The sequence below is a fragment of the Pseudarthrobacter sp. CCNWLW217 genome (assembly GCF_037203985.1).
Lineage (GTDB): Bacteria > Actinomycetota > Actinomycetes > Actinomycetales > Micrococcaceae > Arthrobacter.
Map to the genome: position 1 here is coordinate 147,494 of NZ_JBBCBT010000002.1, position 13,804 is coordinate 161,297.

General features: G+C 63.9%; 13 protein-coding genes. 7 read left to right on the forward strand and 6 right to left on the reverse strand.

Going from position 1 to position 13,804, the window contains the following annotated elements; translation table 11 throughout:
• Positions 1-4 precede the first annotated feature (4 nt).
• Both V9L18_RS03255 and V9L18_RS03260 read left to right on the forward strand, forming a co-directional pair.
• On the forward strand, positions 5-958 hold the full coding sequence (locus V9L18_RS03255) for an electron transfer flavoprotein subunit alpha/FixB family protein (RefSeq protein ID WP_337345742.1): 954 nt from the start codon (positions 5-7) through the stop codon (positions 956-958).
• 4 nt (positions 959-962) lie between these two features.
• A complete protein-coding gene (locus tag V9L18_RS03260) occupies positions 963-1,742 on the forward strand; it encodes a PIG-L deacetylase family protein (protein WP_337345743.1) in 780 nt (259 codons plus the stop codon).
• Between the two features lie 76 nt (positions 1,743-1,818).
• Here the strand turns inward: V9L18_RS03260 and V9L18_RS03265 are convergent, their stop codons facing one another.
• From V9L18_RS03265 to V9L18_RS03280, 4 genes are all read right to left on the reverse strand, one after another.
• Positions 1,819-2,685, reverse strand: a complete 867-nt coding sequence (locus V9L18_RS03265; protein WP_337345744.1) for an anti-sigma factor — start codon at positions 2,683-2,685, stop codon at positions 1,819-1,821.
• A gap of 1 nt (position 2,686) precedes the next feature.
• A complete protein-coding gene (locus V9L18_RS03270) occupies positions 2,687-3,295 on the reverse strand; it encodes a sigma-70 family RNA polymerase sigma factor (RefSeq protein WP_337345934.1) in 609 nt (202 codons plus the stop codon).
• A gap of 242 nt (positions 3,296-3,537) precedes the next feature.
• Entirely contained in the window at positions 3,538-4,005 is a 468-nt protein-coding gene (locus tag V9L18_RS03275; RefSeq protein WP_337345935.1) for a tRNA (cytidine(34)-2'-O)-methyltransferase, read from the reverse strand.
• A gap of 22 nt (positions 4,006-4,027) precedes the next feature.
• Complete coding sequence (locus V9L18_RS03280; RefSeq protein WP_337345745.1) at positions 4,028-4,990, reverse strand: J domain-containing protein; 963 nt, start codon at positions 4,988-4,990, stop codon at positions 4,028-4,030.
• Between the two features lie 320 nt (positions 4,991-5,310).
• On the opposite strand from V9L18_RS03280, the gene V9L18_RS03285 reads away from it, so the two are divergent.
• Complete coding sequence (locus V9L18_RS03285; RefSeq protein WP_337345746.1) at positions 5,311-5,994, forward strand: hypothetical protein; 684 nt, start codon at positions 5,311-5,313, stop codon at positions 5,992-5,994.
• Here the strand turns inward: V9L18_RS03285 and V9L18_RS03290 are convergent.
• Positions 5,972-6,901, reverse strand: coding sequence for a DMT family transporter (locus V9L18_RS03290; protein ID WP_337345747.1), 930 nt, complete (start codon positions 6,899-6,901; stop codon positions 5,972-5,974). The genes V9L18_RS03285 and V9L18_RS03290 overlap by 23 nt on opposite strands.
• A gap of 40 nt (positions 6,902-6,941) precedes the next feature.
• Between V9L18_RS03290 and V9L18_RS03295 the strand changes: the two genes are divergently transcribed.
• Entirely contained in the window at positions 6,942-8,174 is a 1,233-nt protein-coding gene (locus tag V9L18_RS03295; protein WP_337345748.1) for a cysteine desulfurase family protein, read from the forward strand.
• Here the strand turns inward: V9L18_RS03295 and V9L18_RS03300 are convergent.
• Positions 8,150-9,418 (reverse strand): NAD(P)/FAD-dependent oxidoreductase, encoded by a 1,269-nt coding sequence (locus V9L18_RS03300; RefSeq protein ID WP_337345749.1) that lies wholly within the window; start codon positions 9,416-9,418, stop codon positions 8,150-8,152. The genes V9L18_RS03295 and V9L18_RS03300 overlap by 25 nt on opposite strands.
• Before the next feature lie 152 nt (positions 9,419-9,570).
• Here V9L18_RS03300 and mnmA point away from each other — a divergent pair, with 152 nt between their 5' ends.
• From mnmA to V9L18_RS03315, 3 genes are all read left to right on the forward strand, one after another.
• Positions 9,571-10,704 carry a tRNA 2-thiouridine(34) synthase MnmA gene (gene mnmA / locus V9L18_RS03305; RefSeq protein WP_337345750.1) on the forward strand — a complete coding sequence of 378 codons (1,134 nt, stop codon included), beginning with the start codon at positions 9,571-9,573 and terminating at the stop codon, positions 10,702-10,704.
• A gap of 246 nt (positions 10,705-10,950) precedes the next feature.
• Positions 10,951-12,585: an ABC transporter substrate-binding protein gene (locus V9L18_RS03310; protein ID WP_337345751.1), complete on the forward strand. Its 1,635-nt coding sequence runs from the start codon at positions 10,951-10,953 to the stop codon at positions 12,583-12,585.
• A 127-nt stretch (positions 12,586-12,712) separates the two neighbouring features.
• Positions 12,713-13,804, forward strand: a complete 1,092-nt coding sequence (locus V9L18_RS03315) for an ABC transporter permease (RefSeq protein WP_337345752.1) — start codon at positions 12,713-12,715, stop codon at positions 13,802-13,804.

The window sequence follows — 13,804 nt, forward strand, 5'->3', positions numbered from 1 at the left end:
AGACATGGCAAACGTACTTATTTTCATTGACAACCCTGGCGCCGCGCTGAAGAAGAGCAGCCTCGAACTGCTCACGTTGGGACGTTCCCTGGGCGAGACGGCAGTAGCTGTCAACGGCGAGCTCAGCAGCGACGTGTCGGCAGCCTTCGCCGAATACGGCGTCAGTCGCGTCTACCGCCCGTCCGCCCAGGACCTGGACGACTACCTGGTGGCACCGAAGGCTGCCTACCTGACAGCGGCGGCCCAGGCGGCCGGAGCCACCACGGTGCTCCTGGACAACTCCCCGGAGGGCAAGGAAATCGCCGCGCGCCTGGGGATCCGCCTCTCGGCGGGCGTCATCACCGATGTAGTGGCCGTGGACCAGGACGGTACAGCACACAAATCCGTCCTCGCTGGTTCCTACAACACCGCCGCGAAGACCACCACGCCGGTCTCGGTGCTGACAGTCAAGGCCAACAACGTCACGCCCGAGCCCGCTGCGGCGCCTACTGCTCCCGAATCGGTCACGCTTGACGTGCCGGCTGACAGCACTGCGGCCGCCGCGCGCATCACGGCCCGTGAGCAGAAGGTGGCCAGTGGCCGGCCCGACCTCACCGATGCGCGCATCGTAGTGGCCGGCGGACGCGGCGTGGACGGCGACTTCGGCCCTGTCGAGCAGTTGGCCGACGCCCTCGGAGCAGCCGTCGGCGCCTCCCGCGCGGCGACCGATGCGGGCTGGATCAGCCATGACGCCCAGGTGGGCCAAACCGGCAAGACGGTATCCCCGCAGTTGTACATTTCTGCGGGAATTTCCGGAGCCATCCAGCAGAAGGCCGGGATGCAGACGGCCAAGGTGATTGTGGCCGTGAACAAGGATGCCGAATCGCCAGTCTTCGAGATCGCCGACTTCGGCATTATCGGGGACCTCTTCGACGTTCTGCCCCAGGCCACGGAAGAAATCAAGAAGCGAAAAGGCTGATTCTTTGACCGATCCTGCTGTTTCAGCACAGAGCCCGTTCAACCCCGCAACGCACCGGGTTGGGCGGGTGCTCTGTTTCGCGGCCCATCCTGACGACATCGACTTCGGCGCGGCCGGCACTATTGCCGCTTGGACTGCAGCGGGGGTGCAGGTGAGCTACTGCATCATGACCGACGGCGATGCCGGCGGCTTCGATCCCGCCCACCGGGCGGACATCATCGCCCTGCGCGCGGCGGAACAACTCCGGGCAGCGGAACTCGTTGGGGTCTCCGATATCCATTACCTCCATCAGCGGGATGGCTACCTGGAGCCCTCACACGAGGTCATGAAGGGCGTGGTCAAGCTCATCAGGGAACTCCGGCCCGACGTTGTGCTCGCCATGCATCCGGAGCGCAACTGGAAACGGATCCAGAAGAGCCACCCGGACCACCTGGCTGTCGGCGAGGCGGTCACGCGCGCCGTCTACCCGGCGCTGGAGAACCCCTTTGCGTACCCGGAACTCGCCGAAGCCGGCCTGGAAGCCTACAAGCTACCGTGGTTGTGGCTGTACGCGGGCCCGGAAGAACGGGAAAACCACTTCGTGGACGTTACCGACCACGTGGACACCAAGTTGAAGGCGATACACGTCCATGTCAGCCAGCACCCCGACGTTGAGGTCATGGAGGCGGCCGTCCGCGCCGGGATGCAGGCAAATGCCGGGCGGGCAGGGCTGCCGGCCGGGCGCAGTGCCGAGGCATTCCACGTCGTGGCAGTCAACGGACCAGGAACGATCGCCGGCTTTTAGAGCCAACTAGGTAGCAGCAGATGTCGTTATGAGCCCTCATAACAGCATCTGCTGCTACCTAGTTGGGCTCGTGGGCTCAAGTGCTGAGAGGTGCGGCAGCAACTGTGGGGAACGTGGGGGAGGACGAGCCTCCCACGGGTTCCACCGTGATGCCAAGGGCCGCCGCCGAAGCGATGCCCTTCACCACGGCAGGCTTGGACAGCGCCGCTTCGTCCATCAGCCCCTGTGAAACCGGCGCCGAACCGTCCTTGGGGATCAGCCACATCTGGTAGACCTTGCCGGCCGGCGGTGCGGGGACCCCGTTCATCTTGACCACGACGGCGTCTTTGGAGGACGAAATCAGGACTGTGGCGGTACCTCCGGCGGAGACCGGCACCGACGCCTCACGGACGTCTTCTGCGCGGATCACCTGGTTGAGCGGATCATTCTGGTCTGCAAGGTAGGCGCCCACGCCCACGCCGCCAAGCGCGATCACGGCCGCTGCGGCAACACCGGCGAGCCAACGGCGGGCACTGCCCGGCCGGCGTCGATCTTCCCTGCGCTGACGGGCTGCGGATAGTTCGTCGCCGTCCACCGCGGCTGCAGGCTGATGCAACGGTACGGCCGGTGTGGCCTCCGGCGCGGCCGCGGCTGCCTGACCGGAACCCTGGGCCGGAAGCTGTGCGATGATACGGGCAAAGAGGTCCGACGGCGGCTCTTCCTCGGCAGTGAACGTCTTCGCCAGCGTTTCCCTGGCTTGGCGCACCCGCTCCTGGAATAATCTCCGTTCAGCCTCGGGGGCTGAGGAGATGTATTGGTCAATCGCCGCGCGCTCGGCGTCGGTCACCGCATCAAGGGCGTACAGTTCCGCCAGGTCGACGGCGCGGCCCGACGCGAGGTCGGCCGGCACGGTCTCGCCGAACGTTCCCCGGCCGCTGCTGCCCTGACTATTCATTTCTGTCATCTCAACTCACCCCCAGACAGGTCTTCAATCGGATCAGTCCATCGCGGATGCGGGACTTGATGGTGGGTACTGCTGCATTGAGCCGTTCCGCGACTTCCCTGTAGGTGAGTCCGCCATAGTAGGCAAGCCGAACAGATTCCTGCTGTGTTTCGGTCAGTGTCTCCAGGCAGCGGACCACGGCCTCGGCCTCGAGTTTGCTGCCCACCTCGTCGGACACGGAATCGTGGTCGATGTCCTGGCTGCTCGCGCCGTACCGGGCTTCGCGGTCTGTTGAGGACTGCGAAGACCGTACTTTGTCCACCGCCCGCCTGTGGGAGATAGTCATCAGCCAGGAGAGTGGACTTCCGGCGTCGGGGTTGAACTTCGCGGCGTTCTGCCAGACCTGGATGAAGACCTCCTGGGTGGTGTCCTCACTGAGTTCCGGGTCAATCAGGACCCTCCGGGCCATGCCAAAAACACGGCGGGACGTCAACTGGTAAAACTCCGCGAACGCGTCCTGGTCGCCCTGGGCGATGCGGCCCAGCAGTAGGGCAAGGCGTTGGCTGACGTCGGTCGGTGACTCTGTGACGGCTGCAGGGGCCTCATAATTCGGCGCGTTGGGAGTTTCCATCACTTCCAAGCATAGGTGTCCGGGCATTGGTTCAGGAGCAGCCAGGCCCAGGTTGCCGCAGGTGCCCAGCAGGCCTGGCAGATCCGTGCTCCTTGCGGCCTCCGCTGCCCTCACCTGCCGCTCCTTGTCCACTGTGGAATGTCTCAGGAGTGATTCGTGCCAGGAAGGTGTGTGGATTGGCCGGTTCAGGAAAAATCCGCCAACCTCTGCAGTGGCGCCGCGATCCGCCTTGGGCGGCCTGGTCAGGTTTTGGCTCCGGCGAATCCTTGCTGCCGCCACGCCTCATAGACCGCGATGGAGGCAGCATTCGCGAGGTTAAGCGACCGAAGCGCTGGGAGCATGGGCAGCCGCACCGTGGAGGTCACGTGGGGGTCGTGTTTGATGTGTTCAGGCAAGCCAACGGACTCCTGGCCGAACATCAGGACATCACCGGGCTGGTAGGCGATGTCCGTGTAGCTGGCGGCCCCGTCCGAGGTGAACGCGTACACACGCTCAGGCTCGAGCGCGATCCAGGCGTCTTCGATGCTCTTGTGGACGGTCACCACGGCGAGGTCGTGATAATCCAGGCCGGCGCGGCGGAGCTTGGCATCAGAAAAATCGAACCCCAGGGGTTCCACCAGGTGCAGCTCGGCACCGGTAATGGCTGCGAGCCGGATGGCATTGCCGGTGTTGCCCGGAATTTCGGGGGAGTGGAAGAGGATGCGGAACACCATCCCATCCTAGCCACTGCGGTCAGTGCATGCCCCGCAGAAGCCTGGCAAGCACTGACACATTGACGGTGTTGGGTACCGGGCCTGAGGAGAGGAACTGCTTGAGGCCGCGGACCAGCCCGGCAGCGTTTACTACCTGGACCGTCTCGAGGGCATCCGCGGACCTTCTGTGGCGGTCGATCACGGGCTCATGCAGGTTCCCGTCGGGGCTGTGCACAACGGTCCAGCCGGTGACGTTCATTTCAGGGAAGATGTCCTGCATTGCGCGGACAACGTGCGCCAACTGTGGAGGAGGGATGGAACGCCCACCATGGTTTAGGGTCCTGCCGTCCCAGGCGTACGCGCCTTTGGGCAGAAGCATGGAACCTATAACCGCCAGGCGGTACCCGGACAGCAGCACATGGTCGATGTGGCTGTTGTCAGCCGGTGACTGTAACCCGTTGATCAGCCGTGCGGCCGGTATTGCAGGCAGGATCTGCCTGCTGATGAGCTGAACGGTCCGCATTTCGCGCTGGATGCGGGCATCGGCTCCGAAGATGCCGCGCTTCCTTGGCATGCCGTGCACCTGTTGGCTGGCCTGGACGAGCGGAATGAGCGGGACCGCGCCGGCCCGCTCGAATGCGGCCGGGTCGTAGGGCGGGATGTAGACAGGGGCGTCGCCGGCTGTGTTGCGCGGCGTGTTGGGACGGTGGACCGTGGCTGAAGCGTGGCTTCCGGCGGCCGGCGCGTCAAAGTGCGGACCGGCATCGGCGTTGCCCGAATCGCCCCCGGTCCCGGCAGCGTAGGAGCGGTCGTAGGCGCTTCTGCGCTTGGGATCGATGAGTGTTTCGTAGGCTGCGGTGACGCGGCGGAAGGCGGCAGCGTCACCGCCGTGATCGGGATGAGCCTTGCGGGCCGCACGGCGGTAAGCAACTTTGATCTCTTTATCAGTGGCTGTCACGGCGATACGGAGCACCTGGTAATGGGAGTTGCTGCTCTCGGTCAAGCACTTGTCCTTTTGTTGGTGTGGCCAGTCCACAGCGGCGGGGAGGGCCCATAGTCAGGTAGGCCCAGTTTAACGGCCCATTCTGACAACGTCCGCGCCGGCAGTTGAGGTTCCCGTGGCTGGCATCATCGGCGCCAGTGGATGTGGATTACGCCTGATGCGCGGCCCGACGGCGGATCCTGGCGTAGCTGCCAGGGCCTGGTCCGCAGTCGGGCCTGTTTCCTTTCCGCACTGAAGGACCGCCGCGACGTTTAGACTCTTTGAGGGGCGGAGCGAAGTACGCCCGAGGCGCCGGACAGCCGGCCAGGCATTGGGGTGGAATGAAATCACGGGGGACCACAGCAACGTCCGCGACGACGATGCTCACCGCATCTTTGTTGGGTGCCGCAGTACTGGGCGGCTGCAGTATTGACATCCAGGACCCGTCCGCCCCCAGGGTGGAACACTCGACCCCCGGTCTGGCCACCCCCACCATCACCCCGGGCCATGACGCCGAGGCGGTGGCAGCCAAGGACCTTCCCTTGGCCGCCGGCGGGACACTGGCGCCCGGAACTCCTGTGGGCATTTCCGACGGGCTGAAAGACGCGCCCGGCTGGAAGCCAGTCAAGGAAAACGTCGCGGGGGAGAGCCAGTATGCCAAGAGCGATGGCTGCCTCGTCGCCGCGAAGGTGCGGACGAACCAGACCCCTCTGGTCGCCACTGATGACCGGGCCTCCACAGTTGGCCTCTTCGCCTACCTTGATCCGAGCATCCTCCCTGAATACCTCAAGACGGAAACCCTGCGCTGGGGCGGAGAGCCGGACAAGCCCGGCCCCCGTGTTGAGGTGCTCGTGCTGGAGCAGCCAGTTGCGCCGGGAGCCAAGGCAACGGCCGTCATGGCACGTTTGTTCAGCATTCCGGCCTCGTCCGTCTACATTTCGGTTTCGTGCCCCGACGCGTCCACGCTGGCAGCGGCGCGCCAGGAAGTGGCCGCCCGCCTGATCATCGTTCCCCCATCCACTTGAGCCCTCTCTCTTGTCCTGGCTTGATGCCAGGGGATCTTCCGGAGGGACGGGCGCTGGTGAGCATAACGCCGCCGACCACCAGCAGGCCGCCCAGGATTTGGGGCAAACTGATGGCCGCGCCCAACAGGACAGTGATGACGGCCGTAAAAACCACCATGAGGTTGAGGTAGTTGCCCGCCGTCCCAGGGGCAGTCGTCTTGAGGGCCAGGTTCCACAGGAGATAGGCGCCGAGAGAGGGGAAGACCGCGATGTAAGCCAATGACCAACTGCCGGCTGCCGTCCCGGGCAGCTGTGCTCCTGTTGCCACGGCGACCGGAGCAAGGACCACAGTGGCCATCGCAACCTGAACTGCCGTAGCGGAGATCGCAGGGACCGGCAGGCGGCGGGCGATGATGGTGTAGAAACTCCACACGGCAACAGCGCCCAGCATCAGGAGTTCGCCCAGGTTGAAAGAAAACCTCAGCAACCGCTGGAAGTCACCGCCGGTCAGGACCAGCAGAACCCCGGAAAGCCCCAATCCGATGCCTCCCCAGCCGAGGACGCCGGGCCGGTCGCCGAGCACCACTGCAGCCAGGACAACGATCAGCGCAGGGTTGGCCGCCGTGATGAGCGAGGCATTCAAGGCGGATGTGTGCAGCAGTGCGGTGTAAAGAAGCAGCGTGTAGCCCCCCATGCCAAGGAAGCTAAGGAGCAGCAGCGTGGGCCAGTATCGCAGGACAGCCCGCCAATCGGGGCGGTCCACTATCTGGGCCAAGGCCAATAACGGCAGGGCAGCGAACGCCCAGCGCCAGAAGGTCAGTTCCACTAGAGTCATCGACGTCACCGCTGCCTGTCCCACCACAAAGTTCCCGGACCAGAAGAGCGTGGCCAGGACAAGGAAGATGGAGGCTTTGGGGGACGTTTTCACCGCTCGAATCTATACCAGGGACGGCGGCTAGAATTGATGGGTGCCCGTTTACCTCGATCATGCAGCAACCACGCCCCTCTCCGCAGAGGCGCTGGCTGCCCTGAACCGGGAGCTGGCCCGCACCGGCAACCCGTCTTCCCTCCACGGCTCCGGCCGCCGGGCGCGCAGATCAGTTGAAGACGCCCGGGAAACCCTTGCCGCAGCCGCCGGGGCGCACCCCTCCGAAGTCATTTTCACGTCCGGCGGTACGGAGGCCGACAACCTGGCCGTCAAGGGCCTGTTCTGGTCCCGATCGGGTGAGAACCCCGCCCGGCGGCGCATTCTGTGTTCCGCCGTCGAGCATCATGCCGTGCTGGACACCGTGGAATGGCTGGAACGGCATGAAGGTGCTGTGGTCACCTGGCTCCCGGTGGACGGCGACGGCGTCGTTGACCTTGCGGTCCTCAAAGCAGAACTGGCGCGGGAACCGGAAACCATTGCGCTGGTGACCGTAATGTGGGCAAACAACGAGGTGGGCAGCATCCAGCCCATCCCGGAAATCGTTGAGCTGGCCCACGCAGCCGGCGTGCCGGTCCATTCGGACGCAGTCCAGGCTTTTGGCTCGCTGCCCATTAATTTCAAGGCGTCAGGGCTGGATGCGATGTCCGTTTCCGGCCATAAGATCGGCGGGCCCGTTGGGGTTGGGGCATTGTTGCTGGGACGTGCAGTCAAGCTGACCCCCGTGCAGCATGGCGGCGGCCAGGAGCGGGACGTCCGCTCCGGAACCCTGGACACTGCTTCCATCGCCGCCTTCGCTGCGGCGGCCGAAGCCGTAACCGTCAGCCTTCCCGAGGAATCAGCCAGGATCACAGCACTCCGCGACCGGCTCATCGACGGCGTCCGGCGGTCCATCCCGGAAGCCGTCCTTCGGGGAGCCCCTGATGGGGGACGGCTACCCGGCAATGCGCATTTCACCTTCCCCGGCTGTGAAGGCGACTCCCTGCTCTTCCTTTTGGACCTCGCCGGGGTGGAATCGTCCACCGGATCTGCCTGCACAGCCGGAGTACCGCGGCCCTCGCACGTGCTCCTCGCCATGGGACTGGACGAGGAAACCGCCCGCGGCGCGCAGCGGTTCAGCCTGGGCCACACGTCAACGGAAGCAGATGTTGACGCGCTGCTTGCGGCACTGCCGGATGCCTATTCCAGGGCTCGGGCGGCCGGGATGGCCGGGCACGAATCCTCCATCCAAACCGCAGGGACAGTGGCTCGTCAGGCCTCCGGCAGGAGCACCTGATCCAGGCCAGTTGAGGCGTCTGCAAGCCGCTCGGGCCCCACGGGGTGGCGGCCCGAGATGAGGGCTTTGATGACCTTCTGCGCGCCGGGGCCCTCCGTGCGGGGCCAGTTGACGCTCATGCCGGCCACCACGCGGGAGTCGCGCTGCCAGAACGCGATGAATTCCTTGTCCTCCAGCGAACCCCGGATCACCGGTTCCGTGCCGGTTGCCAGAGCGGGGAAGCCTGAGTATTCCATGCTGACCTCGAACTGGTCCGTGTAGAAGTACGGGATGGTGCTGTGCGTGGCGTCCTGGCCCAGCATCGCCCGGGCTGCCACCTTGCCGCCGTTCAGGGCGTTGGACCAGTGCTCGCTGCGGTAGTGCTCTCCGGCGAACGGGTGCAGGGCGTTGGCAACGTCTCCTGCCGCGAAGATCCCCGGAACGCTCGTCCGCAGGGACGCGTCGGTGAGGATGCCGTTGTCTACTTTCAGCCCCGCAGTGTGTGCGAGACCGACGGCGGGTTCAACTCCCACGGCAATCACCACAACATCGGCAGGCAGGACTTCCCCGCTGTCAGTGACCACTGCAGAGACGGCGCCGTCGGAACCCCTGAGTTCGTGGGCTGACGCCGGAAGCCTAAAGTCCACGCCATGGGCTTCATGAAGCGATCGGAAGAACCGGCCCAACTCCGGGCCGATCGCGGCGGCCAGCGGAACGTCCTCCAATCCGAGCAACGTGACGTTGTTGCCATACGTAGCCGCGGCTGCTGCCAGTTCCATGCCTATCCAGCCGGAGCCGATCATCACTACGTTCTTTCCGCCCTGGTCCAGGGACTTCCGCAGCCAGCGGCTGTCATCAAGGGTGCGGAACGTGGTGACCCCTGATAACTCGCTCCCCGGCAGCGGAATGGTGCGCGGTACCGCGCCAGTGGCCAGCAGCAGCGACTGGTACGGCAGTGCCGTTCCGTCGTTCAGCAACACCGTGCCCGCGTCCGGCCGTATACCGGTGACGGACGCGCCAAGGCGGAGGTCGACGTCGTTCTCCTCGTACCAGTCCCGCGGCACCACCGCGGCTTTGTCTTCGCCTTCCTTGCCCAGCAGGTAGTCCTTCGAGAGGGGCGGGCGAATATAGGGGTTGTGGCCTTCGCTGCCAATCAGGATGACGGGGCCGGAGTATCCCTCGGACCGGAGCGTCCGCGCAGCAGTGGCACCGGCCAGGCCTGCCCCTACGATCACGATGTTTCCGTCAACCTGTCCTGCTGCCATGGTGCCTGCGCCTCCTGGGTTCGGTAGCTCAACTATGGCCGAACCTTGCAGGCATTAGAATAGGTAAGCGTGCATTGTGTTACCCAGCGATGCAGCCAGGCTCCCAAAGCCCACACAACCCCAAACCCACTTCCACCAAACGGAAAGCCAGCATGCGAGTTCTAGCAGCCATGAGCGGCGGAGTCGACTCCGCCGTTGCCGCAGCACGTGCCGTCGAGGCCGGCCACGACGTCGTCGGTGTCCACTTGGCGCTCTCCAGGATGCCCGGCACGCTGCGGACAGGCAGCCGCGGCTGCTGCACCATCGAAGACTCCCGCGACGCCTGGCGGGCGTGCGACGTGCTCGGGATCCCGTACTACGTGTGGGATTTCTCCGAACGTTTCAAAGAGGATGTGGTCCAGGACTTCATCGACGAGTACGCTGCGGGCCGCACCCCAAATCCTTGCATGCGCTGCAATGAGCGCATCAAGTTCGCGGCGTTGCTGGAAAAGGCCATCGCCCTGGGCTTCGATGCCGTCTGCACCGGCCATTACGCCAAAGTCATCGAAGACACTGACGGTAACCCCGAACTGCACCGCGCAGCAGACTGGGCCAAGGACCAGAGCTACGTCCTCGGTGTGCTCACCCATGAGCAGCTCAAGCACTCCATGTTCCCGCTGGCCGACACTCCGTCGAAGGCCGAAGTCCGTGCCGAAGCAGAACGCCGCGGATTGTCCGTGGCAAACAAACCGGACAGCCACGACATCTGCTTCATTCCCGACGGCGACACCGCAGGCTGGCTGGCGGAAAAGATCGAGATGACCACCGGGGACATCGTTGATGAAACTGGCACCAAGGTAGGCCAGCACCCCGGTGCCAACGCCTTTACCGTAGGCCAGCGGAGGGGCTTGAAGTTGGGCACCCCTGCCGCCGACGGGAAGCCGCGCTTTGTGCTGGAGATCCGGCCGAAGGAAAACAAGGTCGTGGTGGGACCGGAGGCACTCTTGGCCATCGACGAGATCCGTGGAATCAAGGTCTCATGGGCCGGTCTTCCCATCGCGGAAATAGCCACGGGTGAGGACTTCGACTGCTACGCCCAGGTACGCGCGCATGGTGACCCCGTTCCGGCGACCGCCCGGATGGAAGCACCTGGGGCCGGCGAAGTTTCGGGGCAACTGGTAGTGACCCTCACGGAGCCGCTGCGCGGCGTCGCCCCCGGGCAGACGGTAGTCCTGTACCAGGGCACCCGAGTGCTGGGCCAGGCCACCATTGACGCCGCCCGTTCGTTGCAGCGCGCGCAATTGTAGCCTGCCCAAGCCCGCGCAAATCTTCGGTAGAGGCCCCACCCGCCACGCGGGTTGGGGCCTCACAGGCATTAAAGTGAGAGCGCGAACCCATTCAGGTAAATTTTGTGTCTCAACTCACATAATGAATCGATTCACAACAGCTTGGTCTGATTGAATCTAGGCATCAGGACAGCGCGCTGCCCGCTCAAGCAAATACACCCCATTAGCGGGCGGCGAGCGCGTACTCATCGAACAGAAAGTTCACAGATGATCAAGAGCACCAAAGCCTTGCGGAGCGCTATCGCGCTCGCGGGTGTTTCCGCTTTCGCATTGACGGCCTGTACGGGTCCCTCAGGTGGTGGCGGCGGAACGTCCACCGAAAGTGCCGGAGGCGGCGCCATTACCTACGGAACGACGGACAAAGTGGTCACGCTCGATCCCGCCGGATCCTATGACGGCGGTTCCTTTATGGTGATGAACCAGATCTATCCATTCCTGCTCAATTACAAACCCGGTACGGCCGAAGCCAGCCCCGACATCGCGGAATCGGCATCGTTCACAAGCCCCACGGAATACACCGTCAAGCTGAAGTCCGGATTGAAGTTCGCCAACGGAAACACCCTCGACTCGTCCGACGTTGTGTTTTCGTTCAACCGGGTGAAAAAAATCGACGATCCCAATGGTCCCGCCTCCCTGTTGGCGAATATGGAGAAGATTGAAGCCACCGATCCCGACACCGTAGTGTTCACCCTCAAGGCCGCCAATGACCAGGTCTTCCCGGGCGTGCTCGCGTCCAACCCGGGGCCGATCGTCGATGAGCAGGTGTTCCCAGCCGACAAGGTCATGGACGACGACGCTATCGTCGCCGCGAAACCATTCGCGGGTCAGTACACCATTGAAAGCTACAAAAAGAACGAACTTGTCAGCTTCAAACCAAACGCTGACTACCAGGGCATGCTGGGCAAGGCCTCCAATGACGGCGCTACGCTCAAGCACTATGCCGACCCCAACAACCTCAAACTCGACGTCCAGCAGGGCAACATTGACGTCGCGGGCAGGATCCTGACTGCCACGGACATCGCCGACCTCGAGAAAGACTCCAAGGTCAAGGTCCACAAGGGGCCGGGCGGGGAACTGCGGTACATGGTCTTCAACTTCGACACCATGCCGTTCGGAGCGAAAACCCCCGACGCCAACCCCGCCAAGGCCCTGGCCGTTCGCCAGGCAGTGGCTCACCTCGTGGACCGGGACGTCATTGCCTCGCAGGTCTTCAAGAACACCTACACGCCGGTCTACTCCTACGTTCCGAAGGAGTTTGAAGGTGCAACAGAGCCCCTGAAGAGCCTCTACGGTGACGGCAGCGGCAAGCCGAGCCTCGACAAGGCCAAGAAGGTGCTCGCGGATGCCGGCGTCACTTCCGTTGTGGACCTGAAGCTGCAGTACACGGACCGCTACGGCACCTCCGCGGCGGACGAATACGCGCTGGTCAAGGGACAACTCGAGAAGTCGGGTCTCTTCACGGTGGACCTGAAGTCGACGGAGTGGACCACCTACACCAAGGAACGCCGCGCGGATGCCTACCCGGTCTACCAGCTCGGCTGGTTCCCGGACTACTCTGACGCCGATAACTACCTGACGCCCTTCTTCATCCCGGGCAACTTCCTCGGCAACCACTACGAAAACGCGGCGGTCACCGAAGTCGTGAACAAGCAGTTGGTCACCGCGGACAAGGCCGAACGAAGCAAGTTGCTGGGCGAAGCCCAGGAAGCGATCGCCAAGGACCTCTCGACACTGCCGATGCTGCAGGGCGCCCAGGTCATGGTCGCGGGAACGGATGTGAAGGGTGTTGAAAAGACGCTCGATGCATCCTTCAAGACACGGCTCGGTGTGATGTCCAAGTAGGTCCACCAGCCACCCGGCTCTGACCACGCAAAAGGCGGGGCGCCTACCGGCGTCCCGCCTCCTTGCTGGTCAACGGCCAGCGCCCCGGGGGAGCCGCTGGTCCAGGCCACCACACAACGAGGTACCAATGACAACATTGATAGACGCGCCGCCAAGCGACGCAGACGGAATTCTTCCGTCCACCAAGAAATCCTCCGGCGGGGGGCTCGGCCAATACATCCTGGTCAGGTTCCTGCTGATTTTCCCGACAATTTTCATCCTCGTCACCATGGTGTTTTTCCTTATGCGGATCACGGGTGACCCCATTACAGCGGCCATGGGAGGACGGCTGCCTGAAGACCAGCTTCAGGAACGGATCCACAACGCCGGGTACGACCGTCCCATCCTGGTCCAGTATTTTGAGTATCTCGGACAGCTGGCCACCGGAAACTTTGGCCGGACCCTCACAGACAACCGCGCCGTATCGGAGATGCTGACAACCTACGGGTCCGCCACCCTTGAGCTGTCCATCAACGCGTTGTTGATCGCCTTGCTGGTGGGAATCCCGCTCGGGATGATCGCGGCACACCGCCGCGACCACGCGCCCGACGCCGTCCTTCGGGTCTTCGCGATCCTTTGCTACGCGACGCCCGTTTTCTTCGCGGGCATGCTGCTCAAACTCACCTTCTCCGTCTGGCTTGGCTGGCTGCCTGTCGCTGGCCGGGCCAAGACGTCCAGCGAACTCGCCCTGACGTCCCTGCAGGCACCCACGGGCATCTACTGGCTGGACGCGCTGCGCAGCGGAAACATGGCAGCACTCGGTGACGTAGCGGCCCACGCAGTCCTGCCCGCTGTAGCGCTTGGCTTGCTGACCGCAGGTATCTTCCTGAGGCTGGTCCGAACCAATGTGATCGGGACCCTGGGCAAGGACTACGTCGAGGCCGGCCGCTCACGTGGAGTGAGTGAATTCCGGCTCGTGACGAAGCACGCCTACAAGCCGGCGCTCATTCCCATCATCACGGTGATGGGCCTACAGATCGCAGTGATGCTCGGCGGGGCAGTGCTGACAGAGAAGACCTTTGAATGGAAGGGCCTGGGATTCCAGTTGGCCAACTACCTGACGGCCCGCGACTTCGTGGCCGTGCAGGGCATCGTGGTCCTGCTGGCCATCATCGTCGCCATCACCAACTTCATCGTGGACATTTTGGCCGCGCTGATCGACCCCCGCGTGAGGTACTGA